This is a genomic window from Fodinicurvata sp. EGI_FJ10296, from assembly GCF_040712075.1.
Classification (GTDB): domain Bacteria; phylum Pseudomonadota; class Alphaproteobacteria; order DSM-16000; family Inquilinaceae; genus JBFCVL01.
Map to the genome: position 1 here is coordinate 392803 of NZ_JBFCVL010000005.1, position 25514 is coordinate 418316.

At 63.9% G+C, this 25514-nt stretch carries 23 protein-coding genes and 1 tRNA gene; 17 read left to right on the forward strand and 7 right to left on the reverse strand.

Annotated features, from left to right (window positions below):
* Position 1: 1 nt before the first annotated feature.
* The 5 genes from ABZ728_RS13250 (at position 2) to ABZ728_RS13270 (ending at position 3444) form a co-directional block, all read left to right on the forward strand.
* Positions 2–1072 (forward strand): contractile injection system protein, VgrG/Pvc8 family, encoded by a 1071-nt coding sequence (locus ABZ728_RS13250; protein ID WP_366656644.1) that lies wholly within the window; start codon positions 2–4, stop codon positions 1070–1072.
* Between the two features lie 49 nt (positions 1073–1121).
* On the forward strand, positions 1122–1502 hold the full coding sequence (locus ABZ728_RS13255; protein ID WP_366656645.1) for a hypothetical protein: 381 nt from the start codon (positions 1122–1124) through the stop codon (positions 1500–1502).
* 42 nt (positions 1503–1544) lie between these two features.
* Entirely contained in the window at positions 1545–2075 is a 531-nt protein-coding gene (locus tag ABZ728_RS13260; protein WP_366656646.1) for a glycosyl hydrolase 108 family protein, read from the forward strand.
* 75 nt (positions 2076–2150) lie between these two features.
* Complete coding sequence (locus ABZ728_RS13265) at positions 2151–2984, forward strand: DNA adenine methylase (RefSeq protein ID WP_366656647.1); 834 nt, start codon at positions 2151–2153, stop codon at positions 2982–2984.
* Between the two features lie 112 nt (positions 2985–3096).
* The gene (locus ABZ728_RS13270; RefSeq protein WP_366656648.1) at positions 3097–3444 is read left to right on the forward strand and encodes a hypothetical protein; all 348 of its coding nucleotides are present in this window, start codon (positions 3097–3099) and stop codon (positions 3442–3444) included.
* 1 nt (position 3445) lies between these two features.
* Here the strand turns inward: ABZ728_RS13270 and ABZ728_RS13275 are convergent, their stop codons facing one another.
* The gene (locus ABZ728_RS13275) at positions 3446–4114 is read right to left on the reverse strand and encodes a hypothetical protein (protein WP_366656649.1); all 669 of its coding nucleotides are present in this window, start codon (positions 4112–4114) and stop codon (positions 3446–3448) included.
* Positions 4115–4722: 608 nt separating this feature from the next.
* On the opposite strand from ABZ728_RS13275, the gene ABZ728_RS13280 reads away from it, so the two are divergent.
* Positions 4723–5220 carry a DNA-directed RNA polymerase subunit alpha C-terminal domain-containing protein gene (locus ABZ728_RS13280; protein ID WP_366656650.1) on the forward strand — a complete coding sequence of 166 codons (498 nt, stop codon included), beginning with the start codon at positions 4723–4725 and terminating at the stop codon, positions 5218–5220.
* A 15-nt stretch (positions 5221–5235) separates the two neighbouring features.
* Here ABZ728_RS13280 and ABZ728_RS13285 read toward each other — a convergent pair whose 3' ends face one another.
* The 6 genes from ABZ728_RS13285 to gatC form a co-directional block, all read right to left on the reverse strand.
* Positions 5236–6468 carry an integrase arm-type DNA-binding domain-containing protein gene (locus ABZ728_RS13285; RefSeq protein WP_366656651.1) on the reverse strand — a complete coding sequence of 411 codons (1233 nt, stop codon included), beginning with the start codon at positions 6466–6468 and terminating at the stop codon, positions 5236–5238.
* 168 nt (positions 6469–6636) lie between these two features.
* Positions 6637–6727 (reverse strand) — tRNA-Ser (locus tag ABZ728_RS13290).
* Positions 6728–6880: 153 nt separating this feature from the next.
* Positions 6881–8092, reverse strand: a complete 1212-nt coding sequence (locus ABZ728_RS13295; protein ID WP_366656652.1) for a PLP-dependent aspartate aminotransferase family protein — start codon at positions 8090–8092, stop codon at positions 6881–6883.
* Positions 8067–9524 (reverse strand): Asp-tRNA(Asn)/Glu-tRNA(Gln) amidotransferase subunit GatB, encoded by a 1458-nt coding sequence (gatB, locus tag ABZ728_RS13300; protein WP_366656653.1) that lies wholly within the window; start codon positions 9522–9524, stop codon positions 8067–8069. Before gatB ends, ABZ728_RS13295 begins: the two co-directional genes overlap by 26 nt.
* A gap of 91 nt (positions 9525–9615) precedes the next feature.
* Positions 9616–11085, reverse strand: a complete 1470-nt coding sequence (gatA, locus tag ABZ728_RS13305; RefSeq protein WP_366656654.1) for an Asp-tRNA(Asn)/Glu-tRNA(Gln) amidotransferase subunit GatA — start codon at positions 11083–11085, stop codon at positions 9616–9618.
* Entirely contained in the window at positions 11085–11372 is a 288-nt protein-coding gene (gene gatC / locus ABZ728_RS13310; protein ID WP_366656655.1) for an Asp-tRNA(Asn)/Glu-tRNA(Gln) amidotransferase subunit GatC, read from the reverse strand. The genes gatA and gatC overlap by 1 nt, the downstream gene beginning before the upstream one ends.
* A 189-nt stretch (positions 11373–11561) precedes the next feature.
* Between gatC and ruvX the strand changes: the two genes are divergently transcribed.
* The 11 genes from ruvX (at position 11562) to ABZ728_RS13365 (ending at position 25343) form a co-directional block, all read left to right on the forward strand.
* Positions 11562–12050, forward strand: a complete 489-nt coding sequence (gene ruvX / locus ABZ728_RS13315) for a Holliday junction resolvase RuvX (protein WP_366656656.1) — start codon at positions 11562–11564, stop codon at positions 12048–12050.
* Entirely contained in the window at positions 12047–12988 is a 942-nt protein-coding gene (locus tag ABZ728_RS13320; RefSeq protein WP_366656658.1) for an AEC family transporter, read from the forward strand. Before ruvX ends, ABZ728_RS13320 begins: the two co-directional genes overlap by 4 nt.
* A gap of 63 nt (positions 12989–13051) precedes the next feature.
* Positions 13052–14047, forward strand: a complete 996-nt coding sequence (locus ABZ728_RS13325) for an aspartate carbamoyltransferase catalytic subunit (RefSeq protein ID WP_366656659.1) — start codon at positions 13052–13054, stop codon at positions 14045–14047.
* Positions 14044–15369, forward strand: a complete 1326-nt coding sequence (pyrC, locus tag ABZ728_RS13330) for a dihydroorotase (RefSeq protein WP_366656660.1) — start codon at positions 14044–14046, stop codon at positions 15367–15369. The genes ABZ728_RS13325 and pyrC overlap by 4 nt, the downstream gene beginning before the upstream one ends.
* Positions 15360–16040 carry a glycerol-3-phosphate 1-O-acyltransferase PlsY gene (plsY, locus tag ABZ728_RS13335; RefSeq protein ID WP_366656661.1) on the forward strand — a complete coding sequence of 227 codons (681 nt, stop codon included), beginning with the start codon at positions 15360–15362 and terminating at the stop codon, positions 16038–16040. Before pyrC ends, plsY begins: the two co-directional genes overlap by 10 nt.
* A 129-nt stretch (positions 16041–16169) precedes the next feature.
* Entirely contained in the window at positions 16170–17351 is a 1182-nt protein-coding gene (gene dprA / locus ABZ728_RS13340) for a DNA-processing protein DprA (protein WP_366656662.1), read from the forward strand.
* 55 nt (positions 17352–17406) lie between these two features.
* Positions 17407–20256, forward strand: coding sequence for a type I DNA topoisomerase (gene topA / locus ABZ728_RS13345; RefSeq protein WP_366656663.1), 2850 nt, complete (start codon positions 17407–17409; stop codon positions 20254–20256).
* Between the two features lie 75 nt (positions 20257–20331).
* Positions 20332–22686 carry a ribonuclease R gene (rnr, locus tag ABZ728_RS13350; protein ID WP_366656664.1) on the forward strand — a complete coding sequence of 785 codons (2355 nt, stop codon included), beginning with the start codon at positions 20332–20334 and terminating at the stop codon, positions 22684–22686.
* A 226-nt stretch (positions 22687–22912) separates the two neighbouring features.
* On the forward strand, positions 22913–24550 hold the full coding sequence (locus ABZ728_RS13355; protein WP_366656665.1) for a S41 family peptidase: 1638 nt from the start codon (positions 22913–22915) through the stop codon (positions 24548–24550).
* Positions 24551–24749: 199 nt separating this feature from the next.
* Positions 24750–24917 carry a 50S ribosomal protein L33 gene (gene rpmG / locus ABZ728_RS13360; protein WP_366656666.1) on the forward strand — a complete coding sequence of 56 codons (168 nt, stop codon included), beginning with the start codon at positions 24750–24752 and terminating at the stop codon, positions 24915–24917.
* Between the two features lie 144 nt (positions 24918–25061).
* Positions 25062–25343, forward strand: a complete 282-nt coding sequence (locus ABZ728_RS13365; RefSeq protein ID WP_366656770.1) for an acylphosphatase — start codon at positions 25062–25064, stop codon at positions 25341–25343.
* Positions 25344–25514 lie beyond the last annotated feature (171 nt).

The window sequence follows — 25514 nt, forward strand, 5'->3', positions numbered from 1 at the left end:
CATGCCCACCCACTGGACACCCGAATTCCGGATCGAGGCCGATTCGGTCGATGTCACCGCACGTCTGCGCGACCGGCTGATCAGCCTTGAGATCACCGACGAGGCCGAGGACAAGTCCGACCGCCTGGCGCTGGTGCTCGACGACCGCCCCTATCCCGACGGCACGGTGGCCGAACTGCCGGCGATCGCCACCCGGCTGACCGTCTGGATCGGCTATCGCGAGACCGGTCTGGTCCGCATGGGGACTTACGAGGTCGACGACCGCGAACTGTCCGCGCCACCGGCTGTGCTCGACATCGGGGCGACGGCCGCCGCCCTGGCCGGCCCGATCCGCGCCCGCCGGACCCGGTCCTGGCACCGGCAGACGCTGGGCGACATCGCCCGCACGGTCGCGGCCGGCCACGAGCTCGAGGCCCGGGTCGATGCCGATCTCGACGCGCTGCCGATCGCCCATGCCGATCAGCAGGCAGAATCCGATCTGGCGTTTCTGAACCGGCTGGCCCGCGATCACGATGCCGTTGCCCGGCCGCTGGGCGATTATCTGGTGCTGGCCCGACGCGGCAACGCCTCGGCCGTCACCGGCGAGCCGCTGGCGGTGATCGCGCTGTCGCCCGGCGACGTCGACACCTGGTCGTATAGCCATGCCGCCCGGCGCGAGAAGGGGTCGGGTGAAGGATCCGGCGGCGGCGTCCGCGCCTGGTGGTGGGACGACGAAGCCGGCGAACGCCGGTCGGTCGATCGCGGCCGGGAACCGTTCGAGGACATCGCCACCCTGCACGAGTCCGAAGCCGCTGCCCGCGCAGCTGTGGCCAGCCAGAGCAACAGCGCCGCCCGCTCGAAATCCGAACTGTCGCTGTCGATGGCCGGGCGGCCGGAGATCCAGGCCGAGGCGCGTCTGACCCTGACCGGCTGGCGCCCGGGCGTGCCGGTGCGCTGGCGGATCACCCGCGTCAACCACCGGATCGGCAGCGACGGCTATACCACCGATGTCGCCGCCGAAGAGCAGCCCGAGCAGGGCAACGTGGCCGCCCTGGTGCGATCGGCCCCCACCGGTCCGGCCGACGCGCTCTGAACAACGCCCACCCCACCCGATAGCCATCCACCCGATAAAGGAGGCCGCCATGCCGGCGAGCGATTCCGCAACGGCCGAGATCCGGCCGAACGTCACCCCTGTGCCCGCAGCCCATCTGAGCGAGGACTATCTGCACCGCATCGTCCAGGAAGCCGCCGAAGCGGCGGCCCGGCGGGCCGTCGCCGACGTTCTGGAGCGGCTCGGCTTCGATGCCCAGGACCCGCGCTCGGTCCGCCAGGATGCCGACTGGCTGCGCGAGGCCCGCCTGCGCTCATCGGATCCGGAATACCAGAAGGACCGGCAGTTCCTGCGCCGGCAGCGCGAGACCCACGAGGCGGTCGGGCGCCATACCCGCCGCGCGATCCTCACCACCCTGATCGGCGGCACGATCACCGCCATGATTCTCGGCCTGCAGGAAATGCTGCGCTGAGGCTCGGACCCATTTCCCCACCACAACAGGAGATCATCAACCATGACCCCCTTCGAGTCCGCGCTGGCCTTCGTCCTGGAGCACGAGGGCGGCTTCGTCGACCACCCCGAAGATCCGGGCGGCGCGACCAACCAGGGCATCAAGCTGGCGACCTTCCGCCGGTGGGCGCGCCGGCATGGTCACCATACGCCGACAGTCGACGAGCTGAAGGCGATCCCGGCCGCCACCGTCCGGGCGATCTATCGCGACGATTACTGGCAGGCGGTGCTGGGCGACGAGCTGACGCCCGCGGTGGCGCTGATCACCTTCGACATGGGCGTCAACGCCGGACCGGACCGTGCGGTGCGGATCCTGCAGCAGACGGTGGGCGCCATCGTCGACGGCAAAATCGGACCGCAGACGGTCAGTTACGCCCGCCGCGAGGGCGACGACCCGGCAACGCTGGACGAGATCACCGCCAGGCGGCTGCACTATTACGGCCAGCTCGGCCACTTCGGGACCTTCGGGCTCGGCTGGGCGCGCCGCACCGTCGCCGCCCGCCGCGCGGCCGAAGCCATCGCCGTCGCCGGCTGATCCCCAGTCCTCACGAACGACCCATCCGCCCGCCCTTCGGCGGGTTTTTTTGTGCCTGAACCCCGAGAGTAGATCATGAATTCCGAAGCCACCGGCGATACCGCCTTCGACGACATGCGGCCGGTCACCCCGACCCTGCCGGTCGCGCCCTATCGGGGCGGCAAGCGCAACCTCGCCCGGCGCCTGACCGATCGCATCGAGGCGATCCCCCACACCACCTATGCCGAGGCCTTCGTCGGCATGGCCGGGGTGTTCCTGCGCCGCCGCTCGGCGCCCAGGGCCGAAGTGATCAACGATTACAGCCGCGACGTGGCGACCTTCTTCCGGGTGATCCAGCGTCACTATCCGGCGTTCCGCGACATGATCCGGTTCCAGATCACGACCCGGGCCGAGTTCGACCGGCTGACCGCCACCGATCCGGAGACACTGACCGACCTGGAGCGATCGGCCCGCTTCCTCTACCTGCAGGCCACCGCCTTCGGCGGCAAGGTCGCCGGCCGGACCTTCGGCGTGGAGCCCGACCGCCGCAGCCGGTTCGACCTGACCCGGCTGGGGCCGATGCTGGAGGACGTCCACGCCCGGCTCGCCGGGGTGACGGTGGAATGCCTGCCGTATGACCGGTTCATCCCGCGCTACGACCGGCCGGGGACGCTGTTCTATCTCGACCCGCCCTATTGGGGCTGCGAGACGGATTACGGCAAGGGGATGTTCGGCCGCGACGACTTCGCCCGGCTGGCCGAAATCCTGGCCACGATCAAGGGCCGGTTCCTTCTGTCCCTCAATGACAGGCCGGCGCTGCGCGAGATCTTCGCCGGCTTCGATCAGGAGACCGTCGCCACCCGCTACAGCGTCACGCCGACCGGCAGCACCGCGCCGGCGCGCGAACTGATCATCTCGAACTGCCGATAATCATCCCGACACTGGCCACTGCGAAAAACCGACAGCCACGCGGCACCCGATCTTGGGTGGCCGCGCGGCAACGGACTCCCTTGCCCAAAGTGATAACTCGAAAGGAGGAACCATGACCGAAGTCGACCTGACTCCCGTCATCGATCTGGCGATCGCGCTCGGCGTCGCCGGCGTCAGTACTGCGGCCGGATGGCTGATCAAACGCGCCGGCGAACTGGTCGGCGTGCGGGTCGAGGACACTCTCGCCCGCCGCGTCCAGGAAGCCGCCGCCTGGGGCGCCCGCCGCGCGATCGCCAATGCCCGCGGCAACGGTGAGGACATCGCCCGGATCGACGTCCGCAACCGCGCAACGGCCGAGGCCGTCAACTACGTCCTCGACCACGTTCCCGATTCCGCCCGGCGGCTCGGATTGTCCGAGGCCGGGGTGCGGGAACTCGTCGAGGCGCGGCTGTCGACATAAATCAAGGGACGGTGTCCACCTGAACGATTCGTCCCAGTGCAATACAATCGTCGCACAACACACCGCCGCTTTGACCGGAGCCTCTATTCTGAACCACAGTCCGCTCGCCGAATGCGCCCATACTGGGGATTTTCAAATCCGCATGCACGATTCCCAAGCGGTACTTTCGGCGTGATTGGTCCGGGATGAGAGCAACAACGGGATCTTCGTGGTCCAGCCGGTCAAAGCGGTCATCGAAGTAAACGGTTTTGCCGTCAACACGAATCGCGCCGATTCCCTCATATGGGTCCAACGGATAGGGGAACGGCAATGGCGAGGACGGAGAACCAACACCCTGCCGGAACGCCATGTAGACGTCGATAACCTCTTTGCGAACAGCGGCCGCACGCGCAGTGCGGGACAGCATGCAGACCAACAGGGTTTGACCCTCGTTCAGCCAATAGGCTTTTCCCGGCCGCCCGCCATTTTCCGAGGTTTGCCGTGCCGTACGGCAAACCTCGCCGTAGCTTTGCAGTTCGGGCATATTGCGCTCAATCAACTCGGACACGACACGCGGACGATCGTATCCAAGCCGCTCGGCCAACCGCCAAGCTTCAATCCGAGGTTCATTTTCAATGTTGGAGAGATCAGACAAAGTCAGCGCGTCGGCGCCATGCGGCATGGTGGCCATGTGGAAGCCTTTCCTCAGAGGCGTTGATACGCCCCGCTAGCGACGACTTGTTAGGCCGTCCCTGGCGGGGGGAGCTAACAACCTGCTGAGGACAGGCGAGCTTATTCGTGCCCTTCACGGGCCTTATTTCGCCGCACTCCCCCCATAAGAGGGCATCCGCTGGATGCACGTATCGGTATAGCCCCGATATCATCCACGCACAACAATAGCCGCCTATCCGGCGACCCACTGCCTCAGAGGAGTTGTTAGCTCCACCACCAATGGTAGATTAGTCGCTTCTCGATTGCAACAACCGGCCTGCTATTCCTTCAGAAGGCTGGTTGAGTTCCGGATCTTGCCATTCCAAGATAGCAGCGCAAGGAACCGCGATTTCGGACATCAGTGTACTTTCAATCGTCGGGTCAACGGTCCCGGTGGTCACGAAAGTGGCCAGTACGGAGGGACTGCGAGGAACATCTCTCGGTTGTCGATTTGCGAATCAGAGGTATACCGATTAGTTATCAATACATATTCCTTGAATTTTTATCGGCCTTAACATTCAATGCTTCTAGGTGAAGCAGGCTTGCAGCTTTTATTTTCTACCTCCGCCGTCGAAAGGTTGAGACCATATGACTATAGCAAAATATGAGGAATGGCCTACCGTTAGAGCTCAATCTGGTGGTCGCGAGAACTGGTTCTATGACCCCGAACGATGTGATTTTGAGTATATTGACATATCCAATGGTTGCCTAAATATAAAAACTAGTACCGGAGGAACGGAGAGAGGTTTAGCAACACTCGTTACTATTCCATTAGATTATATAATCAGCAAACTGCCAGAATTGTACGAAAGTGAAAATGAGAAATTAAGACAAATAAATAATATCAGGTCCGAATATATTGATAATAAAATATATCAACAATCAAGGCTCTGGCTTGATTTTAAGATAGAGCATTTGAGTATTTCTGATGAAATTAAAAATTCGCTATTTTTAGCGAATATTAATACCATAAAAGACCTGTGCAAAAAATCTGTCAACGAAATATTAGAGATTGACGGTATTGAAGATCAGTTTTTAATTTATATAAAAGGATGGCTAGAACGTAGGGGATTATCGTTAAAGTAATAATATTTTCTATTATTATAGCGCATCTATTTTATTCTGGTGATACGAAAACCCGACAGAAAAATTAATCCAATCCGCCATCAACGCCCGCCGTTTCTCGAAAACATCACCCCGCCGATAGGCCCGCTCCACAGCTGAACCGACGATATGGGCGAGCGCCTGTTCGGCGATTTCGGAGGGGTAGCTGGTCGTCTCGGCGACCCAGTCACGAAACGTCGATCGGAAACCGTGCGCCGTCAGGTCGCCCCGACCCATCCGGCGGAGAAGCATCAGGAAGGCCATGTTGCTGAGCGGCTTGCCCTTGCGCTGACCGGGGAAGACGTAGCCCGTCCGGCCGAACATGGTGCCCATGTCCTGAACGATCCTGGCGGCGGCCGGCGGCAGCGGGACACGGTGTTCCTTCCCCGCCTTCATCCGGTCGGCCGGAATGGTCCAGACGGCGCCGCCATCGCGATCGAGATCGATCTCATCCCATGTTGCGCCGAGGACCTCCGACGTCCGGGCGACGGTCAGGATCGCGAACTCCAGCGCCCGCGCGCTGGTCCCTACCTGTTCGCGCAGCGTCGCCATGAAAGCCGGCAGTTCGGCATAGGGCAATGCCGCGTGGTGCTCGACTTTCCGCACCTTTGCCTTCGCCGGCAGCCGGTTCTGCAGATGGCCACGCCACCGGGCCGGATTCAGCCCTTCCCGAAGCCCATCGACGGCCGCCCAATCCAGAACCGATTCTATGCGGCCGCGCAGTCGGCTCGCCGTTTCCGGTTTCGTCGACCAGATCGGCTCAATCGCCTGCAGGACGAGACCCGTATCAACATCGGCCACCGGCTTGTCGCCGAACACGGGATAGGCATAGGTCTTCAGCGTCGATCGCCATTGTCCCTTGTGCTTCTCATTGCGCCAGGCAGCCTCGTGCGCCTCGATATAGGATTCCGCGGCTGTCTCGAATGTAATCGCCCGGGCCGATTCTTTCTCGGCCGCCGCCTTCTCGTCGCGCCTGTGCTCCTGCGGATCAATTCCGTCGGCCAGTTGGCGACGGTATGACAGAGCCTTCTCCCGCGCGTCGGCCAGCGAGACCAGATCGACCGGCCCGAGCCCCATCTGCCGTTCGCGATAGTTGACCTTGTAGCGGAACACCCACGACTTCGCCCCGCCGGGTTTGACGAGGAGGAACAGATTGCCGCCGTCGGCATAGCGACCGGGAACCTTGGCGGTGGCCACTTTGCGCGCAGACAACCTACCCGACGATGGCATCGCGCCCTCGCCCGCTGAAATTCGCTACCCCCACCGTTACCCCCTTTGTTACCCCCCACGTACCGACTTCTGATTGCATCACGTCGGACAGCGTTGGACAACAGGGTTGGCTAAGTCGTTGATTTCTGGGGATTTCTGGAAGCTATCGGACGACACTACACCCGGGGGTGGCGGAGAGTGAGGGATTCGAACCCTCGATACCCTTTAGAGGTATACCTCCTTAGCAGGGAGGCGCCTTCAGCCACTCGGCCAACTCTCCGTCGCGGTCATCGTGGGGGGGGTGAGTGCGGCCGGTTAGCGGCCGGCCCCCCGATGGAACCGCAGCGGTTCTACAAACCGCGATGGGCGGTTGTCAATCGCCCTGACTACTTTTTGGCAGATACCGTGAATTTCGTGCCGCCGATTGGTCGCGTCAATTGGGAAAGCGAGCGTGCGCGACGGCGAGGGCCTGGTCCAGGTCAGCGATCAGATCGTCGATATCCTCGATCCCCACCGACACGCGCAACAGGTCGTCCGGCACCCCGGTCGTCCCGCCCTCGACGGTCCACCGATGCTCGATCAGGCTCTCCACGCCGCCGAGCGATGTCGCCCGCACGAACACCTGTGTGGCGCCGATGGTCGCCAGTGCCGTCTTCAGTGCAGACCGGCCGGGCGCGGGTGCGACCCGCAGCGACAGCATGCCGCCGCTGCCCTGCGAGAACTGGCGCTGTGCGATGTCTCGCTGCACGCCTTCAGCCAGCGTCGGGTAGAGCACCTGCGCGACCCGTGGGTCGCCGTCGAAGCGCCGGGCGATTGCTTCCGCCGCGCGGGTCTGTTCACGCACCCTGAGCGACAGCGTGCGCATGCCACGCAGCAGCAGCCAGGCCTCGAACGGTCCCAGCACCGCGCCGGAAAGGCGGCGTGCGGCTTCAATCCTCTGCCAGAGTGGGTTCCGTGCGCCCGTCGTCACCACGCCGGCCACCACGTCCGAATGGCCGTTGAGGTATTTGGTTGCCGAATGGATCACCAGATCGGCGCCCGACTCCAGCGGCCGGAACAGAATCGGTGTCAGCACGGTGTTGTCCACCGCCAGCGCCGCCCCGATCTCGTGCGCAATGTCCGCGATCGCGGCGATATCGGTTACGGCCCAGGTCGGGTTGGCGATCGGCTCGACGATCACCAGCCGGGTGCGTCCCGGCTTCATGGCGGCGCGAACCGCCGCCGGATCGGTCGTATCGACCCGATCGACGGTCAGCCCGAATGCGTCCTTGAACGTCTCAAGCAGCGCCGCCGTGCCATAGTAAAGGTCGCGGCCGATCACGACATGGCCATTCTGGCCGGAGTCGTCGGGTCCGGCAATCGCCTGAATTACGGCGGAAATCGCCGCAAGGCCCGACGCAAAGGCGAGGCTTGCGGCCCCACCCTCCAGACCGGTCATCAGCGCTTCCACCGCGTCATAGGTCGGGTTATCAGGCCGGCTATAAACCCGTCCTGCCCCGATCAGCGCGTAATCGGCATCGCGGGCATAGGTCGTGCTGGCATGCATCGGCGGCACCACCGCCCCGGTCTGGGGATCGTGGCCGCCACCGGCCTGGGCCGCCAGCGTCGCCGGCCGCAGATCAGAGTTTCTTCTTGAGGATGTCATTGACCATCGCCGGATTTGCCTTGCCTTGGCTCGCCTTCATCACCTGACCGACGAAGAAGCCGAACAGCTTGTCCTTGCCGCCACGATATTGCTCGACCTTGTCGGCGTTGTTGGCGAGCACCTCGTCCACCACCGATTCGATGGCCCCGGTATCGGTCACCTGTTTCAGGCCTTTTTCCTCGACGATCGTGCCGGCGTCCTTGCCGGTTTCGAGCATCTCGGCGAAGACATCCTTGGCGATCCGGCCCGAAATCGTGTCGTCGGCCATCAGGTCGAGCAGGCCACCAAGTTGATCGGCGCTGATCGGGCTGTCCTGAATGTCGTGGCCACCCTTGTTCAGCGCGCCCAGCAATTCGGTGATCAGCCAGTTCGCCGCCTGCTTGGGGTCCCGCCCCTCGGCCACACGCTCGTAGAAATCAGCGCGCGAGGCCTCGGCGACCAGCACGCCAGCGTCATAGACCGACAGACCATAGTTCTCGATAAAGCGCAGTTTCTTGGGGTCGGGCAACTCCGGCAATGTCGCGCGGATGGTCTCGATAAAATCGACCTCGAGATCGAGCGGCAGCAGGTCGGGGTCGGGAAAATAGCGATAGTCGTGGGCTTCTTCCTTGCCGCGCATCGACCGGGTGGCACCCTTGCCCGGATCCCAAAGCCGGGTTTCCTGAACGATGCTGCCACCGTCTTCAAGGATCTCCACCTGTCGGGCGGCTTCGAATTCGATCGCCAACTGAACGGCGCGAATGGAGTTGACGTTCTTGACCTCTGCCCGCGTGCCGAATTCCGTCGTCCCCAGCGGCCGCACAGACACATTGACGTCGCAGCGCATGGAGCCTTCTTCCATGTTGCCGTCGCAAGTGCCGAGATAGCGCAGGATCGACCGCAGTTTGCGCAAATACGCAGCCGCATCTTCCGGTCCGCGCAAATCCGGCTCGCTGACGACCTCCATCAGAGCGACGCCGGTACGGTTGAGGTCGATGAAACTGCGCTTGGGATCCTGATCGTGCAGCGATTTGCCGGCGTCCTGCTCCAGATGCAGCCTGGTAATGCCCACCTCGCGCGTTGAACCGTCGGGCATGTCGAGGATGATCGTCCCCTCGCCCACGATCGGCTGCGAATACTGGCTGATCTGATAGCCCTGAGGCAGATCGGCATAGAAATAGTTCTTCCGGTCGAACACCGACCGGCGATTGATCTTGGCGTTCAGGCCCAGCCCCGTCTTCACTGCCTGCTCGACGCAATACCGGTTGATCACCGGCAGCATGCCGGGCATCGCCGCATCGACGAGGCTTACCTGTGTGTTCGGCTCCGCCCCGAAACGGGTCGATGCCCCGGAGAACAGCTTGGACTCCGAGATCACCTGTGCGTGAACTTCGAGCCCGATCACCATTTCCCAGGAGCCGGTTCTGCCTTCGATCACTGCCTGTGTCGTCATGACGTCAAATTCCCATCACTTCTCGCCGGGTCCGGGCAGCCGCAATCTGGCCGCGACCGGAAGCACCGGGATCTCTTATGCAGCCAGGCTCTCACGCGGCCAGAAAGGAACGGAAGCCCGCGGCGGATTCCAGCACGCCGCCGGCCGTCAGCACCGTCTGTTCGTCGAACGGCTTTCCGATCAGTTGCAGGCCGAGCGGCAATCCGTCCGAGCCCAATCCGGCCGGCACCGAAATGCCCGGCAGACCGGCGAGCGAGGCCGGGACCGTGAACACGTCGTTCAGATACATGGCCACCGGATCATCCTGCTTCTCGCCCTGAGCGAAGGCCGTCGACGGCGCCGTCGGCGTCAGCAGCACGTCGCATTTCTCGAACGCCTGGGCAAAATCTTGGGAGATCAGCGTGCGGAGCTTCTGTGCCTTGAGGTAATAGGCATCGTAATACCCGGCAGAGAGCACATAGGTCCCGATCATGACGCGGCGCTTGACCTCGCGCCCGAAGCCGGCTTCGCGGGTGTTCTCGTACATTTCCAGCAGGCTGCCGCCGGGAACGCGCTGGCCATAGCGAACGCCGTCATACCGGGCGAGATTGGACGAGGCCTCGGCGGGCGCGACAATGTAGTAGGTCGGCAGCGCGTATTTCGTATGGGGCAGACTGACATCGACCGTTTCGGCCCCGGCCTCGTGCAGCCACTCGATGCCCTGGCGCCACAGCCGGTCGATGTCCTCCGGCATGCCCTCGACGCGGTATTCGCGCGGGATACCGATCTTCATGCCGCGAATATCGCCGGTCAGCACCGATTCGAAATCCGGAACGGCCATGTCGACGGACGTGGAATCCCTGGGATCGAAGCCGCACATGGAATTCAGCATGATGGCCGAATCCCGCACCGTGCGGGTCATCGGCCCGGCCTGATCCAGCGACGACGCGAACGCCACGATGCCCCACCGCGAGCAGCGGCCATAAGTCGGCTTCATGCCGACGATGCCGCAGAAGCTGGCTGGCTGGCGGATCGAGCCGCCGGTGTCGGTGCCCGTGGCGCCAGCCACCAGCCCGGCCGCGACAGCCGCCGCCGAACCGCCTGACGACCCGCCCGGCACCATGACCTTGTCCGGGTCGTCAGCGCGCTTCCATGGGTTGGCCACCGGGCCGAAATGGCTGGTGATGTTCGCCGATCCCATGGCGAACTCGTCAAGGTTCAGCTTGCCCAGCATGACCGCGCCGTCACGCCAGAGATTGGCCGACACGCTGCTTTCATACTGCGGCACGAACCCTTCGAGGATGTGGGAACCGGCCGTTGTCTGCACGCCCTCGGTGCAGAACAGATCCTTGATCCCCAACGGAATGCCCTCAAGCGGTCCCGCCTCGCCGGTCTTGCGGCGGGCGTCGGAGGCGCGGGCCATATCCAGCGCCCGGTCCGGCGTTTCGGTGACAAAGGCATTATGGGCGCGGCCGGCCTCGATCGCGGCCAGATAGGCCTCGGTCAGGGCCACGGACGTGGTGTCGCCGGCCGCAAGCGCGTCGCGCGCCTCGGCGATCGACAGTCGGACGAGTTCACTCATTATTCCACCACCTTGGGAACCGCGAAGAAGCCGCCGACTTTTTCCGGCGCATTGGCCAGCACCTTGTCCTGGATGCCGCCGTCGGTGACCACGTCGTCGCGCTGTCTGAGCGTGTGCGGGGCGACGGATGTCATCGGCTCCACCCCGTCGGTGTTCACTTCGTTCAGTTGCTCGACGAAATCGAGCATCCGCGACAGTTCCTTGGCCATCGGCTCCAGTTCCTCCTCCGGGAGGCGGATCCGGGCCAGATGCGCGATGCGCGCGACTGTGGCCTTGTCCAGCGACATGATGTACGTCTCTCCGTCCGCTGCATGTAAAAGAAGCCCGTCTTCATAGTAGGCCGTCCACGATCGTCACGGCGCCGATCGCGACCGCCGAGCCCGGCCGAAACCGCCCCGGCAACCTGCTCGGCGACAGCATACCAATGACTGCGGGTCGTATTGGCTCGGAAAATGGCGCGGAAGGTAGCACCCGGCATGCCGCTTCGCAAGATTGAGGACATCCCCCCGCTTCTCCCCCCTGGCGGCCGTATCATGGCCCTGGATCTGGGCGAGCGCACCATCGGCATGGCCGTGTCCGACAGCGGCCTGATGCTGTCGACATCCGTCGGCACGATCCGCAGGCGCAAATTCGGCGTCGACGTCGCGGCCCTGTTCAAGGAAATGGACGAACGGTCGGTTGCCGCGCTCGTTGTCGGGTTGCCTGTCAACCTGGACGGAACGGAGGGGCCGCGCTGCGACGCCACACGTTCGTTCATCCACGAGTTGACGCTGCGGCGCGATCTGCCCGTCGCGCTCTGGGACGAACGCTGGTCGACGATGGCGGTCGAACGCGCCATGATCGCCGCCGACCGCACCCGCGCCAAGCGGGCGAAGCATATCGATACCGCCGCGGCGACCTATATCCTGCAGGGTGCGCTCGACGCCATGCGGGCGGCTCCAGCCGGTAACGACACCCCCGAATGACGGCGACCCTCACCGCGGCACTCGTCGCCCTGACGCCGATCTTTCTGCTGATTGCGCTGGGCTATGGCATCAGGCGGTCCGGCCTGGTGACCGATACCTTTTGGCCGGCGGCGGAAACTGTCACCTACTGGGTGTTCTTTCCGGCGCTGCTGATGGGCACGCTGGTGCGCAGCAACATCGTGCTGGCCGATCTGATCGGCATGGCCTTTGCCATGTCCCTGCCCATTCTGATCCTATCGGCAGGGCTTTTGGCACTGCGGCCGATGCTGCGCGGCCTGGACGGCCCGGCATTCACGTCTGTGCTGCAATCGGCGATTCGCCCGAATACCTATGTCGGTCTTGCAGCGGCGACGGCACTGTTTGGTCCGGACGGCCTGTCGCTGATCGCCATCGGCATCGCCATCGTCGTGCCGACGGTCAATATCATTGCCGTCTGGGTGCTGGAGCGATTCGGCAGTTCCCCTGCCCGGCGCGGCGGTGTACTGCGTGGTCTGGTGACAAACCCGATCATACTGGCCGTGGCCGGCGGATTGATCCTGAAACTGGGCGGCGTTTCGTTCGAGGGCCACCCGATAGCCGAGGCGACTGGCGCCTTCATCGGCATTCTCGGCCAGCCGGCGCTGCCGCTGGGGCTGCTGGCGGTCGGCGCCGGGCTCGACCCCCGCGCCGTGGGCCGGGCCGGTGCTCGTGTCGGCGCCTCGACCCTGCTGAAACTGGTCGCTGCACCGGCCCTCACCCTGGCCTGCGGATTGGCGATCGGGATCACGCCCCTGCAATTGCAGGTCGCCGTGCTTTACAATGGTCTGCCAGTGGCGGCATCCGCCTATGTGCTGGCCCGTCAGATGGGTGGAGACGCCCCGATGCTGGCGGGAACGATCACGGCAACAACCATGTTCGCGGCGATCACGATACCCTTCTGGATGGTACTGGTCCTGTGATACCACCCGCCGCAAATTGCCGGGCCGGGCCGACCAGGCCCGCACCACCAATGGGATGATGCGATGGGACCGCCCTTTCAGACCGCGACGTCACTGGCGCAGCCTCATCTTCTGGCGATCGAGGATCTGAGCGCCGGCGAGATCTCGCTGATCCTCGACACTGCCGACGGTCATGTCGACGCGATTCGCGCTCGCGAAAGCCGCCGCAGCCGGCTTGCCGGTCAGACGGTCATCAATCTGTTCTTCGAAAACTCCACCCGCACCCGGACATCGTTCGAATTGGCCGCCAAAAGGCTGGGGGCCGAGGTCGTGAACATGGATGTTGCCGTCAGTTCGATCAAAAAGGGCGAGACCCTGATCGATACGGCGATGACGCTGAACGCGATGCATCCCGATGCCCTGGTGGTGCGCCACCCCGACAGCGGCTCGGTGAAGCTGCTGGCCCGCAAGGTCGCCGCGAGCGTGATCAACGGCGGCGACGGCAGTCACGAGCATCCGACCCAGGCGCTGCTTGACGCGCTGACCATCCGCCGGCGCAAGGGGCGTCTGGACGGGCTGACCGTCACGATCTGCGGCGATATTCTGCACAGCAGGGTCGCGCGGTCGAACATCCACTTGCTGACGATCATGGGCGCCCGGGTGCGTGCGGTGGCGCCGCCGACGCTGTTGCCCGGCGCGCTCGACCGGCTGGGGGTGGAGGTCTTCACCGATATGACCGCCGGCCTGGCCGGGGCGGACATCGTCATGATGCTGCGTCTTCAGCAGGAGCGCATGCAGGGGTCCTACGTGCCCTCGACACGCGAGTATTTCCACTTTTTCGGTCTGACCTACGAGAAGCTGGCAGCGGCAAAGCCCGACGCGCTGATTCTGCACCCCGGCCCGATGAACCGGGGCGTGGAGATCGACAGTGCCGTCGCCGACGACATCAGCCGGTCGGCGATTCTCGACCAGGTTGAATTGGGCGTCGCCGTCCGCATGGCATGCCTTGAGTTGCTGCTGAACGGACGAAACATCAGCCCCGGTGGGCCGGAACAGGGCCCGGTGGAGGAAAATCGATGAGCGCCAACCGAACCAACGGCGCCGAAGCACCTGTCGCGCTCGTCAACGGGCGGGTAATAGATCCGGCAGCCCAGATCGATGCGCCCGGCGGCGTACTGAGCGCCGGCAGGCGGATCGTGGCGGCCGGACCGGATATACGCACCGACACCATCCCGGCCGAGGCGCGGGTGATCGATGTCGGCGGCGCCGTGATCGCGCCGGGTCTGGTGGATATGCGCGCGGCACTGGGCGAGCCGGGGCACGAGCACAAGGAAACGCTGGCGACCGCCAGCCGGGCAGCACTGGCCGGCGGCATCACGGCAATCGCGTGCCTGCCGAACACGATCCCGCCGCTCGACGACGCGCCGGCGATCGAGTTCATCGCCCGCCGCGCGCGCGAGAACAAGGGCGTAAAGGTCTTTCCCTATGCGACCGTAACACGGGGAGCGGAAGGCCGCGACCTGACCGAGATCGGCCTGCTGCGCGAAGCCGGCGCCGTCGCCTTCACCGACGGAACCCGGGCGGTGGCCGACCCGTTGGTCATGCGCCGTGCGCTGGCGTATGCCAAGGGATTTGGCGCCTTGATCGTGCAGCATCCCGAGGAACCGCGGCTGTCGCCATCCGGCGTGATGAACGCCGGCGAGATCGCGACCCGCCTCGGCCTTTCCGGGATCGCGCCCCAGGCCGAGGTGATGATGATCGAACGCGACCTGCGGCTGGTCGAGATGACCGGCGCGCGATACCATGCCGCCCATATCTCCACGGCAGAGTCGGTGCGCGTGATCGCTGCGGCCAAGGCGCGCGGCCTGCCCGTGACCTGCGATACCGCCCCACCCTATTTCGCACTGACAGAAGTCGATGTCGGCGACTACAAGACCTTTGCCCGCCTGTCCCCGCCGCTCAGGCGGTTCGAGGACCGGATCGCGATCGCCGAAGGGGTAGCCGACGGCACCATCGATGCGGTGGCATCCGACCATCAGCCCCAGGACGAGGACGCAAAACGGCTGCCCTTCGCCCATGCCGCCCCCGGCATGATCGGGCTGGAAACGCTGCTGGCGATCACGCTGCAACTTCATCACCAGAACGACATGCCGCTTCCGGCCATCGTGCGCCGACTTTCGACCGATCCAGCGGCAATTCTGGGCCTGCCGACCGGAAATCTTTCGCCCGGCACGCCGGCCGATATCACGGTCTTCGACCCCGATTCTCCGTGGAAGATCGAGGCTGACCGGCTGAAATCGAAATCGCGCAATACCCTGTTCGACGGCCGCCCCGTCATGGGGCGGGCGATCATGACCGTCGTCGACGGCCGCATCCTGCACGAGGAAGGCTTATGTTCCTGATCGACCCCATAAGCTGGTCTTTCGCCTGGCCCTATCTGGCCGCCGCCCTCGCCGGTGGTTACCTTTTAGGCTCCATCCCGTTCGGCATCGTCCTGACGTCGCTGGCCGGGCATAGCGACATCCGCCGCGAGGGCTCCGGGAATATCGGAGCGACCAACGTCCTGCGGGTGACGGGCAGCAGGCTGCTCGCAGCCGCGGTGCTGATTCTCGATGCCGGCAAGGGGGCCGCCGCTGTACTGGTGGCGGACTTCCTGTTCGGCCAGGAGATCGCAGTCGTCGCGGGCGTCGGCGCCATGGTCGGCCACATCTTTCCGGTGTGGATCCGATTCGCCGGCGGCAAGGGCGTGGCAACGGCGCTGGGCACGCTGCTGGCGATCGTCCCGGCTGTTGGCGCTCTTGCCTGTCTCACCTGGCTGCTGGTCGCAGCGACGACGCGCTATTCGTCGCTTGCGGCGATCGTGTCGCTGGTGCTGGCGCCGATCTATGCCTGGATACTGTCCTGGATTCCGGTGAACGGCGCCTATCTCGCCGATCCGCAGCTTCGGGATCTGGCGATCGTCATTGCCGTGCTGGTGCTGATCCGCCACGTCGGCAATATCGTCCGCCTGCTGCGCGGCACTGAGAGCCGCATCGGACAGAAATCAAAAGTCGGTCCCGGTTCCGAAACGTGACGCTACCCGTCTATTTCCCGTCCTGATCGTATCTTCGTCTTGAATATTGCCCGTATTGCGGGTATTCGCCATGCTCACGAATGCCGGCCCGGTCGGCCCCCCATTGTGACGCAAGGCGAAGACCCGACGATGAGTGCCAATCCGCAGAAGCTGCGTACATTGCCGCGAAACGAACGACTGGCGTGGCTGCGCCTCTGGCGGTCGGACAGGGTCGGGCCGATCACCTTCGATCATTTGCTGCGGCAATTCGGCACGGCCGAACGAGCCGTCGCACAGTTGCCGGAACACGCGCGCAATGCCGGGCTCAAACATGCCGGCGCCTGCACGAGAGCCGCCGCCGAGCGGGAACTTGACGCCGTGGAACGTCTGGGCGGCCGGATCGTCGCCATGCCGGAACAAGACTATCCGCCGATGCTGCGCCGGGTTGCGAACGCACCGCGAATGCTCACCATACTTGGCAACGCTCATGTCCTTCGCCGGCCGACGGTTGCGATCGTTGGCGCCCGCAATGCCTCGTCGAACGGGCTGAGCCAGGCCCGGCGCCTCGCGGGGGAGCTTTCCGATGCCGGCTATCTGGTCGCTTCGGGTCTGGCGCGGGGGATCGACACCGCCGCTCATCGCGGCGCCCTGACCGGTGGCACGGCCGCCGTCGTCGCCGGCGGTGCCGACGTAATCTATCCACCGGAAAACGAGGCACTGCATGCCCAGATCATCGACATGGGCGCCGTCATTGCCGAAATGCCGGTGGGACTCAAGCCCCAGGGCCGCCATTTCCCCCGGCGGAACAAGATCATCGCCGGCATGGCCGTGGGCACGGTCGTCGTCGAAGCTGCAACGCGCTCGGGTTCACTGATCACTGCAAAAGACGCCGTGGAAATCGGCCGCGAGGTTTTCGCCGTGCCCGGTTCTCCGCTCGATCCGCGCAGTGACGGCGCCAACGATCTGATCCGCAACGGCGCCACTCTGGCCCGCAATGCCGCAGACATACTGGAGGTGCTGGCACCGATGTCCGAGAACGGTCTGAACGACAATGCCCGCGACCTGTTGAGCGACCCGGTGGATGCCCTGCTGCCGCCATCGGACGATGCCGTTTTCGCCCGCGCCGTCGACCCTTCGGCTCTGGCCGATGTCCGCAAGACGGTCGCGTCGTTGCTGTCGCCGTCCCCGACGCCGGTTGACGAACTGATCAGAGACTGTCAATTCTCTGCAGCCGAAGTGCACACCGTGCTTTCCGAGATGGAACTGGCCGGCCGGGCGGAATTGTTGGCCGGTGCGCGGGTTATGTTGATAAAGGAACCGGATGTTTTCTGAATCCCCCAGAGCGATGACGATCCGGGTCGTCCACAACAGAAACGGGCGCTGATCATTGTCGGGCGAAAATCTCGTTATCGTTGAATCCCCGGCGAAAGCCAAAACGATCAACAAGTACCTCGGCAGCGGGTACAAGGTCCTGGCCAGCTATGGCCATGTCCGGGACCTGCCGCCGAAGGACGGGTCCGTGCGACCGGACGACGACTTCGCCATGGAGTGGGAACTCGGCGATCGGTCGAAGAAGCACGTCTCGGAAATCGCCGAAGCGGCGAAGGGCGCGGATATCGTCTATCTCGCGACTGACCCGGATCGCGAAGGCGAAGCAATTTCGTGGCACGTGCAGGAAGTCCTGCGGAGTCGGCGCGGCCTGGCCAAGACATCGTTCAAGCGGATCGTCTTCAACGAAATCACCTCCAGCGCCGTCAATGCGGCGATCGCAAATCCGCGCGAAGTGAACCAGGAGCTGGTCGAAGCCTATCTGGCCCGGCGCGCACTGGATTACCTCGTCGGCTTCACGCTGTCGCCGGTGCTGTGGCGCAAGCTGCCCGGCGCCAAGTCGGCCGGCCGCGTACAGTCAGTCGCCCTGCGGCTGATCTGCGAGCGCGAAGCCGAGATCGAGGACTTTCGGCCGCGCGAATACTGGAGCATCGAAACGCGCCACACTACGGTCGAGGGGCAGCCGTTCGGCGCCCGATTGACCCATGCCGACGGCAAGAAGCTCGACCGGTTCGATATACCGGACGAGAAAACGGCTACCGAACTGACGGAACGCCTGCGCGCCCAGAGTTTCGGCATCGCCAAGGTCGAGCGCAAGGAAGCCAAGCGCAACCCCTACCCACCATTCACGACCTCGACCCTGCAGCAGGAAGCATCCCGCAAACTGGGATTCTCCGCCAGCCAGACAATGCGCGTAGCGCAGCGCCTGTATGAGGGCATCTCCCTGGATGGCGAGACGGTCGGGCTGATCACCTATATGCGGACCGACGGCATCCAGTTGGCCCAGGAAGCCATCACCCAGACCCGGTCCGTCATCGCCAGGAGTTTCGGCGACAATTACGTCCCGTCCAGCCCGCGGGTCTATAAATCCAAGGCGAAAAATGCGCAGGAAGCGCACGAGGCGATCCGGCCAACGGATCCGGCGCGCAGCCCGGACAAGGTCCGGCGATTCCTCGATTCCGACCAGGCACGCCTCTACGATCTCATCTGGAAGCGCACGATCGCCTGCCAGATGGAAAGCGCCATCCTGGATCAGGTGGCCGTCGATCTGATCTCCGCCGACAAGTCATTGACGCTCCGTGCCACCGGATCGATCGTAAAATTCGACGGCTTTCTGCGCGTCTACACCGAAGACCGCGACGACCCCGCCGACGACGAAAAAGAGAACGACGAGCGCCGCCTGCCGCCGATGGCCGAAGGTCAGGACGCGCCGCTCAAGGCCGTCGACCCGAACCAGCATTTCACCCAGCCGCCCCCCCGATACACCGAAGCAAGCCTGGTGAAGCGGCTGGAGGAACTTGGCATCGGCCGCCCGTCGACCTATGCCAGCATCATCCAGGTGCTTCAGGACCGCGATTATGTGCGGATCGAGAAGAAGCGCTTCTATCCCGAAGATCGCGGCCGGATCGTCACCGCCTTCCTGCAGAGCTATTTCCACCGCTATGTGGAATATGACTTCACCGCGTCCATGGAAGAGCGTCTGGACGATATCTCGGGCGGGCATATCGACTGGAAAACGGTTCTACGAGAATTCTGGGTCGAATTTCACCGGGCGATCGAACAGACCAAGGACCTGAAAGTCTCGGACGTCATCGATGCCCTGGATCGCGATCTCGGCCCCCATTTCTTCCCTCCACAGGAGAATGGCGCGGATCCGCGCCGCTGCCCGAGCTGTGCCGACGGTCGGCTCGGTCTGAAACTGGCGCGGACGGGCGCCTTCATCGGCTGCTCCAACTATCCCGATTGCAGATTCACCCGGCCGCTGGAAGTCGTCGATGCCGAAAAGATCGCCGAGGGCGAGGCGTTCCCGCGTCATGTCGGTACAGACCCGGAATCGGGCCTCGACGTCACGGTTCGCAAGGGCCCGTTCGGCTTTTATCTGCAACTCGGCGAAGCAACCGAAGATCAGAAGCCCAAGCGCGCGTCGCTGCCGAAAAACTACGAGCCGCTGACCGTCGATCTGGAAACCGCGCTGGCCCTGCTGGCCCTGCCGCGCACCGTCGGCAACCATCCCGAAGATCAGAAGACGATTTCGGCCGGTATCGGCCGCTTCGGACCTTATGTCCGTCACGCAGGCACCTACAAATCGATTCCCGCTGACGAAGATGTCCTGACCATCGGGATGAATCGCGCGGTCCAGCTTCTGTCCGAGGCGACTCCCCGCAAGCAGGCCGAACCGTTGCGCGAACTGGGCGCCCATCCCGAGGATGGCGAACCCGTCGGGATCTTCAAGGGCCGCTATGGGCCCTATGTGAAGCATGGCAAGGTCATGGCATCGCTGCCCAAAGGCACTGAGCCCGATGAGCTGACAATGGATTCCGCCGTTACCCTGATTGAGGCCAAACGGGCATCGGCTGGCAAGGGCAAGGCAACGAAGTCGAAAGCAGCCAAAACGGGGACTGCGAAAACGGGGACGGCCAAAAAGGCCGGAACCAGAACGGCAGCGACCAAGACGGCGGCGACCAAGACGGCGGCGACCAAGACGGCGGCGACCAAGACGGGGGCCGCCAAGAAGCCTGCGGCAAAGAAAGCGGCTGGCGCGAAAGCGGGAAACGTAAAAACCGCAGCCAGCAAAACGGGGGCCTCGACAGCCGGCACCAAAAGCGCCACCTCCAAAAAGACGGCAGCGAAACCGGGTCCGGCCCAGGCTGGTGGCGATGCGGTCAGCGCCGACACCGAAGAGAGCTAAGCATCATCGAGAGTTCCCGGGAGAACGGACGGCACAGGTCGCTTTTCGGCTTCCCGACAGATTAGGATTACCGTTTTGACAACCGACGGGAACGGATTCCCGACACGCGAGCAGATCATCGACTTCGTCACCCGAAGCAACGAGCCGGTAACGAAGCGTGAGATCGCACGCGCCTTCAATATCCGGGGCGACGACCGGCGAACGCTGAAGGCGACGCTCAAGGAAATGGAGCGCGATGGATCGCTGGACCGAACCCGCGGCAAAGCGCTGTCGACACCCGGGCAACTGCCACCGGTCCTCGTCGCTCTGGTGGAATCAATTGACGCCGACGGGGAATTGATCGCCCGGCCGATGACATGGAACCAGGAAGGCCCTCCGCCGCGCATATTCCTGTCGCCGGACGGACGCGGCCACGCGCGGCTTTCCAAAGGCGACAAGGCGCTGATACGCATCCGCGAGTTGGAACCGCCCCCGGAAAATGGCGACTCTACCGACGAGACCCCCCTCTACGAAGGCAGTGTGATCCGGATTCTGGCGGATTCACAGGCATCGCGCGACGTGGTCGGCATATTTCACGCCTCGCGCGAGGGTGGCCGGATATCACCTGCGACGCGCGGACGGGCCGACGATCTTGCCGTATCCGAGCGCGACCGATTGGGGGCCGAGGACGGCGATATCGTCGTCGCCGAAATCCCGACAAGTGGTGGCATGGGGCGGGAACCAGGTCGTCGGCCGCGACAGGCGATTGTCCGCGAACGGCTCGGCCACCGCGATGACCCGGCGGCAATAACAGAGATCGCGATACGATCGGCGGAGATTCCCACGGCGTTTCCCGACGCCGCGCTCCGACAGGCCTCGGATAGCGCCGTTCCACCGCTGGAGGGCCGGACCGACCTGCGGACCCTGCCTCTGGTGACGATCGACGGTGCTGACGCGCGCGACTTCGATGATGCCGTTCATGCCTGTCCGGACGACAAGCCGGACAATCCCGACGGTTGGCTCATCACGGTGGCAATCGCCGACGTCGCCGCCTATGTTCCCGCCGGTTCGCCACTGGATACCGAAGCGTTCAACCGTGGCAACAGCTGCTATTTCCCCAACCGGGTGGTCCCGATGCTGCCGGAGGCGCTGTCGAACGGCGTCTGCTCACTGGTACCCGGCGAAGACCGTGCCTGCATCGCCGTACGCATGCGCATCGCTTCCAGCGGCAGATTGCTGGACCATCGCTTCATGCGCGGGCTGATGCGATCTCAGGCCCGCCTGACCTACGAACAGGTCCAGTCGGCCCGAAACGGCCTGCCGGACGACACGACATCATCGCTGGGGGAAAGCGTGATCGATCCGCTCTACGGAGCATTCAGCGCGCTGGCCGCCGCGCGTGATGCGCGTGGAACGCTCGATCTCGACCTTCCCGAACATGTCGTCAGCATTGTCGAGGATGGACCAGCCGCCGGTACCGTTGCCGGTATTGGTCTGCGCGCGCGTCTCGACAGCCATAAGCTGATCGAGGAATTCATGATCGCGGCGAACGTCGCGGCGGCAGAGACGCTGGTCGGCAAGCGCGTGCCGTGCCTGTTCCGGGTACACGACAGTCCCGACCAGACACGTCTGGAGGCATTGCGCGAGTTTCTGCAGCCTCTTGGCTATTCTCTCAAGGCGGGACCGGTTGAACGGCCGGGGGCTTTTGCCCATATACTTTCACAGGCGTCGGGCCGGCCCGAAGCCGATGTCGTCAACCAGATGATCCTTCGCAGTCAGGCGCAGGCCAATTACAGTCCCGACAATATCGGCCATTTCGGCCTCGCCCTGCCCCAATACGCCCATTTCACGTCGCCGATCCGCCGCTATGCCGATTTGACCGTCCACCGGGGTCTGATCCGGGCGTTGGGCCTGGGCCCGGACGGAGCGCCCGACGCAGAACTGGAGCGTCTGGAACCCATCGGCGAGCACATTTCACTCACCGAACGGCGTGCTGCGCAAGCGGAACGCGATGCCGTGGATCGCTTTGTCGCCGCCTATCTCGGCGACCGGGTCGGCACCGAATTTGCCGGCCGCATATCCGGCGTCACCCGATTCGGCCTGTTCGTTTCGCTGCAGGATACCGGCGCGGATGGGCTCGTACCGATTTCGACTCTGCCTGACGACTACTACGATCATGATGAGCACGCTCACGCCTTGATCGGCCGACGATGGGGACTGATATTCCGTTTGGGTGCCTCGGTGAAGGTCAAGCTGGTCGAGGCCGACCCGATGACGGGTTCGACGCTCTTTTCGCTGATGGATGCCAAGGAAGGGGCGGACCCGTTCGAGGGGGTCCTGCCGACCCCGTCGCGCCATGCTCCCGCTGGCCGCCGGGCTGCGACAAAAAGGCCGATCAAGCGCAGCGCGAGTCGCACGAAACGGCAACCCGGAAAACGTCGAAAACCGTAGTGTGAACCGCGTGAGGCGGCAAATGCGCGGCCAATCCGCGATTCGGCACGATAACGTGCACGGGCGGCAACTGGCGGCCATGGGCGGTTCGCCATCCGGTCGCGTCCCGGGCCGTCGATTTTCGGTCCCGTCGAATTACGAGACCACTTAACCTTTTGCAGCTAAGATACTAAACTTATTATTGGATGGTTCAACGCGAACCGCCCCTACAGATGGGTTGAGCACCGTGGCCAAGCATCGACTATTCGCCGGCCTCCTCGCTGCTTTCGCTCTTAGCGGTTGCATGGGGATTGCCGACCGCAGCGGCCTGTCGGCGGCGTCCATGCAACGCGCCGACCGAGATTATGGTTCTGCCGCAGTGGCGTCTGCGGACGGTCGTGTCTACGGCGACGTGTTCGAGGTCGGGTACCAGCAGATCCGGGATATCTATGTCCGGGACGTCGATCTCGGCGTTCTGACATTCGACGGTTTGCGAGGACTTGCCGATCTCGATGACCGCATTTCCGCCGACCGGGTGGACGGTTCGATCCGGGTTCGGGTCGCGGGCGAAGAGGTCGGCGATTACGAGACGGCACGGACGGAATCTCCCCATGATTGGGCCCGGGTGACGACCAGCGCCATCGACGCCCTGCGGTCCGTCTCCATCGACTTGCGTGACGCCTCGGCCGACGAAATCTACAGCGCCGTCTTTAACGCGATCACCGACGATCTCGACCCCTATTCGCGCTATGTCGATCCCGGACAAGCGCGCAGCGAGCGGGCACGCCGGGATGGCTATGGCGGCATCGGCGTCGTCCTTGATATCGATGTCGACGGACATCCGGTCGCTCAGGAAATATTTCCAGACAGTCCGGCAGAGCGCGCGGGGATGATCGCAGGATCACGCTTCGTCGCCGTCGACGGCCGGCCGGTGTCGGGTCTTGAAATCAACGATCTCGGCGATGCTCTGCGTGGCCGCGTCAATACCGCGGTTCGCGTGACGATGGCGCTTCCTCAGGGTGGGGAACGAGACTACACCCTGCGCCGCGAGCGGGTCATACCAAACGTCATCGAAGCCCGGATTGAGCAGGACATTCTCGTGCTGTCGGTCAGCCGGTTCAACGCCGCTACCGCGGCGCAGCTTGCCGACGAGATAGTGGACGGCATGCGAACCCTCGGTCCAGCCGCCAAGGGGGTTGTCCTTGATCTGCGGGGCAATCCGGGCGGGCTGCTCGATCAGTCGATCATCGTCGCCGACATGTTCCTGCCCCGTGGCGAGATCATCCAGACGCGCGGCCGCCATCCCAACAGCTTCCAATACTATCCGGCCGAATCGCATGACATACTCAGCGGACTGCCGATGGTCGTGCTGGTCGATGGCCGGTCCGCATCCGGCGCCGAAGTCGTGGCGGCGGCGCTCCAGGACAGCGGCCGTGCGGTTGTCATCGGTGCGGCTTCGTACGGTAAGGGCAGCGTCCAGACGGTTACCCGGTTGCCCAATGACGGAGAATTATTCCTGACATGGAGCGAGATTTACACGCCGCTGGGCTATACGCTTAATCAGCAGGGCGTTCTGCCGACGATATGCACCGCTGGTGTGACACCTGATGCCGGCGAGGTTCTGGACCGGTTCCGACGCGGCGAAATGGCGGCTCCGGCCGGATTGGCGACATGGCGGCTGGAAGCATCGACCGATCGTCAGGCATTGGATCGGCTGCGCAATTTGTGCCCCTGGCAGAGCCAGGATGCGTCGATCGACCTGAACCTGGCCAAGCTGCTGTTGCTCGATACGGAAATGTACGATCGAGCGCTGGCATCTACGATGAGCGTTGTGCGCGAGACAGGTTGGGCCGCGACCCAAACCGTCGATACGGCCACGCCATAGGGCCGTTGGCTCGAATGGCTTGACACTGTGGACGAGCGCGGTATTTTCCGCGCACGCGACAAAGGCATCCGAAGGGCCCCTTTAAGTGGCGGGCCGCGAGGACGGTTTCAAATCATAGGTGTCGTCCGGTCGCAGGATCGGACAGACGCGGCAATTCCGGGATCGGACAACCGATACCGGCAAACGATAGTGGGAAGTCATGGCTAAATCGAACACGATCAAGATCCGTCTCGTCAGCACAGCGGATACCGGTTATTTTTACGTCACCAAGAAGAACCCCCGCAACATTACGGAAAAGCTGACCTTGCGGAAGTTCGACCCCGTGGCGCGCAAGCACGTCGAATTCAAGGAAGCGAAGATCAAGTAGCCTCCGGGGTTTCCCGGATCCGATGGTCCGGATTCCGGGGCGGTTTTCTGAATGAAATTGGCGCCGCACAACCGATGGTTCGTCCAGAGCGCCGGTGTGTGGCGCTTTCTGTTTGGCTGCACCAATTTGCCCTGGAGCGCCCGAATGGAACATGTCGCCCGGCATCTTGTAATCACCGGTCGCGTTCAGGGGGTCTGGTACCGCGGTTGGACGACGGAAACCGCAGAGGGGCTTGGACTGTCCGGCTGGGTGAGGAACCGCTCTGACGGATCGGTCGAGGCGGTCATTGCCGGTCCACGTGAAGCCGTCGATGCCATGATCGAGCAGTGCCGCGAGGGCCCGCCGCTCGCTCGGGTCGTCGACGTAACGGTCGCCCCGACAGCCGAACCCGCGACCGCCGGTTTCGAACAGCGGCCTACCGTATAGCGTCTCTGGCTACCCCGGCCGGGTGAACCCCGCTTGCTTTTCGCACGGTTGACGTTGCGGCGCCCGGTCCCGCGCCAGCAGCGCGTTACTTCGTGACCGCGTAGAGCGCGGGAACTGGGGATGGTGGAAACGGTCCCCCGAGCGTCCCCGAGCCGGCGGTCCCCCGAGCGT

What these genes read in the sequence shown, in the direction of transcription:
- ABZ728_RS13250 (WP_366656644.1), top strand. Translation starts at nt 2, where the DNA reads ATGCCCACCCACTGGACACCCGAATTCCGGATCGAGGCCGATTCGGTC.
- ABZ728_RS13255 (WP_366656645.1), top strand. Translation starts at nt 1,122, where the DNA reads ATGCCGGCGAGCGATTCCGCAACGGCCGAGATCCGGCCGAACGTCACC.
- ABZ728_RS13260 (WP_366656646.1), top strand. Translation starts at nt 1,545, where the DNA reads ATGACCCCCTTCGAGTCCGCGCTGGCCTTCGTCCTGGAGCACGAGGGC.
- ABZ728_RS13265 (WP_366656647.1), top strand. Translation starts at nt 2,151, where the DNA reads ATGAATTCCGAAGCCACCGGCGATACCGCCTTCGACGACATGCGGCCG.
- ABZ728_RS13270 (WP_366656648.1), top strand. Translation starts at nt 3,097, where the DNA reads ATGACCGAAGTCGACCTGACTCCCGTCATCGATCTGGCGATCGCGCTC.
- ABZ728_RS13275 (WP_366656649.1), bottom strand. Translation starts at nt 4,114, where the DNA reads ATGGCCACCATGCCGCATGGCGCCGACGCGCTGACTTTGTCTGATCTC.
- ABZ728_RS13280 (WP_366656650.1), top strand. Translation starts at nt 4,723, where the DNA reads ATGACTATAGCAAAATATGAGGAATGGCCTACCGTTAGAGCTCAATCT.
- ABZ728_RS13285 (WP_366656651.1), bottom strand. Translation starts at nt 6,468, where the DNA reads ATGCCATCGTCGGGTAGGTTGTCTGCGCGCAAAGTGGCCACCGCCAAG.
- ABZ728_RS13295 (WP_366656652.1), bottom strand. Translation starts at nt 8,092, where the DNA reads ATGACATCCTCAAGAAGAAACTCTGATCTGCGGCCGGCGACGCTGGCG.
- gatB (WP_366656653.1), bottom strand. Translation starts at nt 9,524, where the DNA reads ATGACGACACAGGCAGTGATCGAAGGCAGAACCGGCTCCTGGGAAATG.
- gatA (WP_366656654.1), bottom strand. Translation starts at nt 11,085, where the DNA reads ATGAGTGAACTCGTCCGACTGTCGATCGCCGAGGCGCGCGACGCGCTT.
- gatC (WP_366656655.1), bottom strand. Translation starts at nt 11,372, where the DNA reads ATGTCGCTGGACAAGGCCACAGTCGCGCGCATCGCGCATCTGGCCCGG.
- ruvX (WP_366656656.1), top strand. Translation starts at nt 11,562, where the DNA reads ATGCCGCTTCGCAAGATTGAGGACATCCCCCCGCTTCTCCCCCCTGGC.
- ABZ728_RS13320 (WP_366656658.1), top strand. Translation starts at nt 12,047, where the DNA reads ATGACGGCGACCCTCACCGCGGCACTCGTCGCCCTGACGCCGATCTTT.
- ABZ728_RS13325 (WP_366656659.1), top strand. Translation starts at nt 13,052, where the DNA reads ATGGGACCGCCCTTTCAGACCGCGACGTCACTGGCGCAGCCTCATCTT.
- pyrC (WP_366656660.1), top strand. Translation starts at nt 14,044, where the DNA reads ATGAGCGCCAACCGAACCAACGGCGCCGAAGCACCTGTCGCGCTCGTC.
- plsY (WP_366656661.1), top strand. Translation starts at nt 15,360, where the DNA reads ATGTTCCTGATCGACCCCATAAGCTGGTCTTTCGCCTGGCCCTATCTG.
- dprA (WP_366656662.1), top strand. Translation starts at nt 16,170, where the DNA reads ATGAGTGCCAATCCGCAGAAGCTGCGTACATTGCCGCGAAACGAACGA.
- rpmG (WP_366656666.1), top strand. Translation starts at nt 24,750, where the DNA reads ATGGCTAAATCGAACACGATCAAGATCCGTCTCGTCAGCACAGCGGAT.
- ABZ728_RS13365 (WP_366656770.1), top strand. Translation starts at nt 25,062, where the DNA reads ATGGAACATGTCGCCCGGCATCTTGTAATCACCGGTCGCGTTCAGGGG.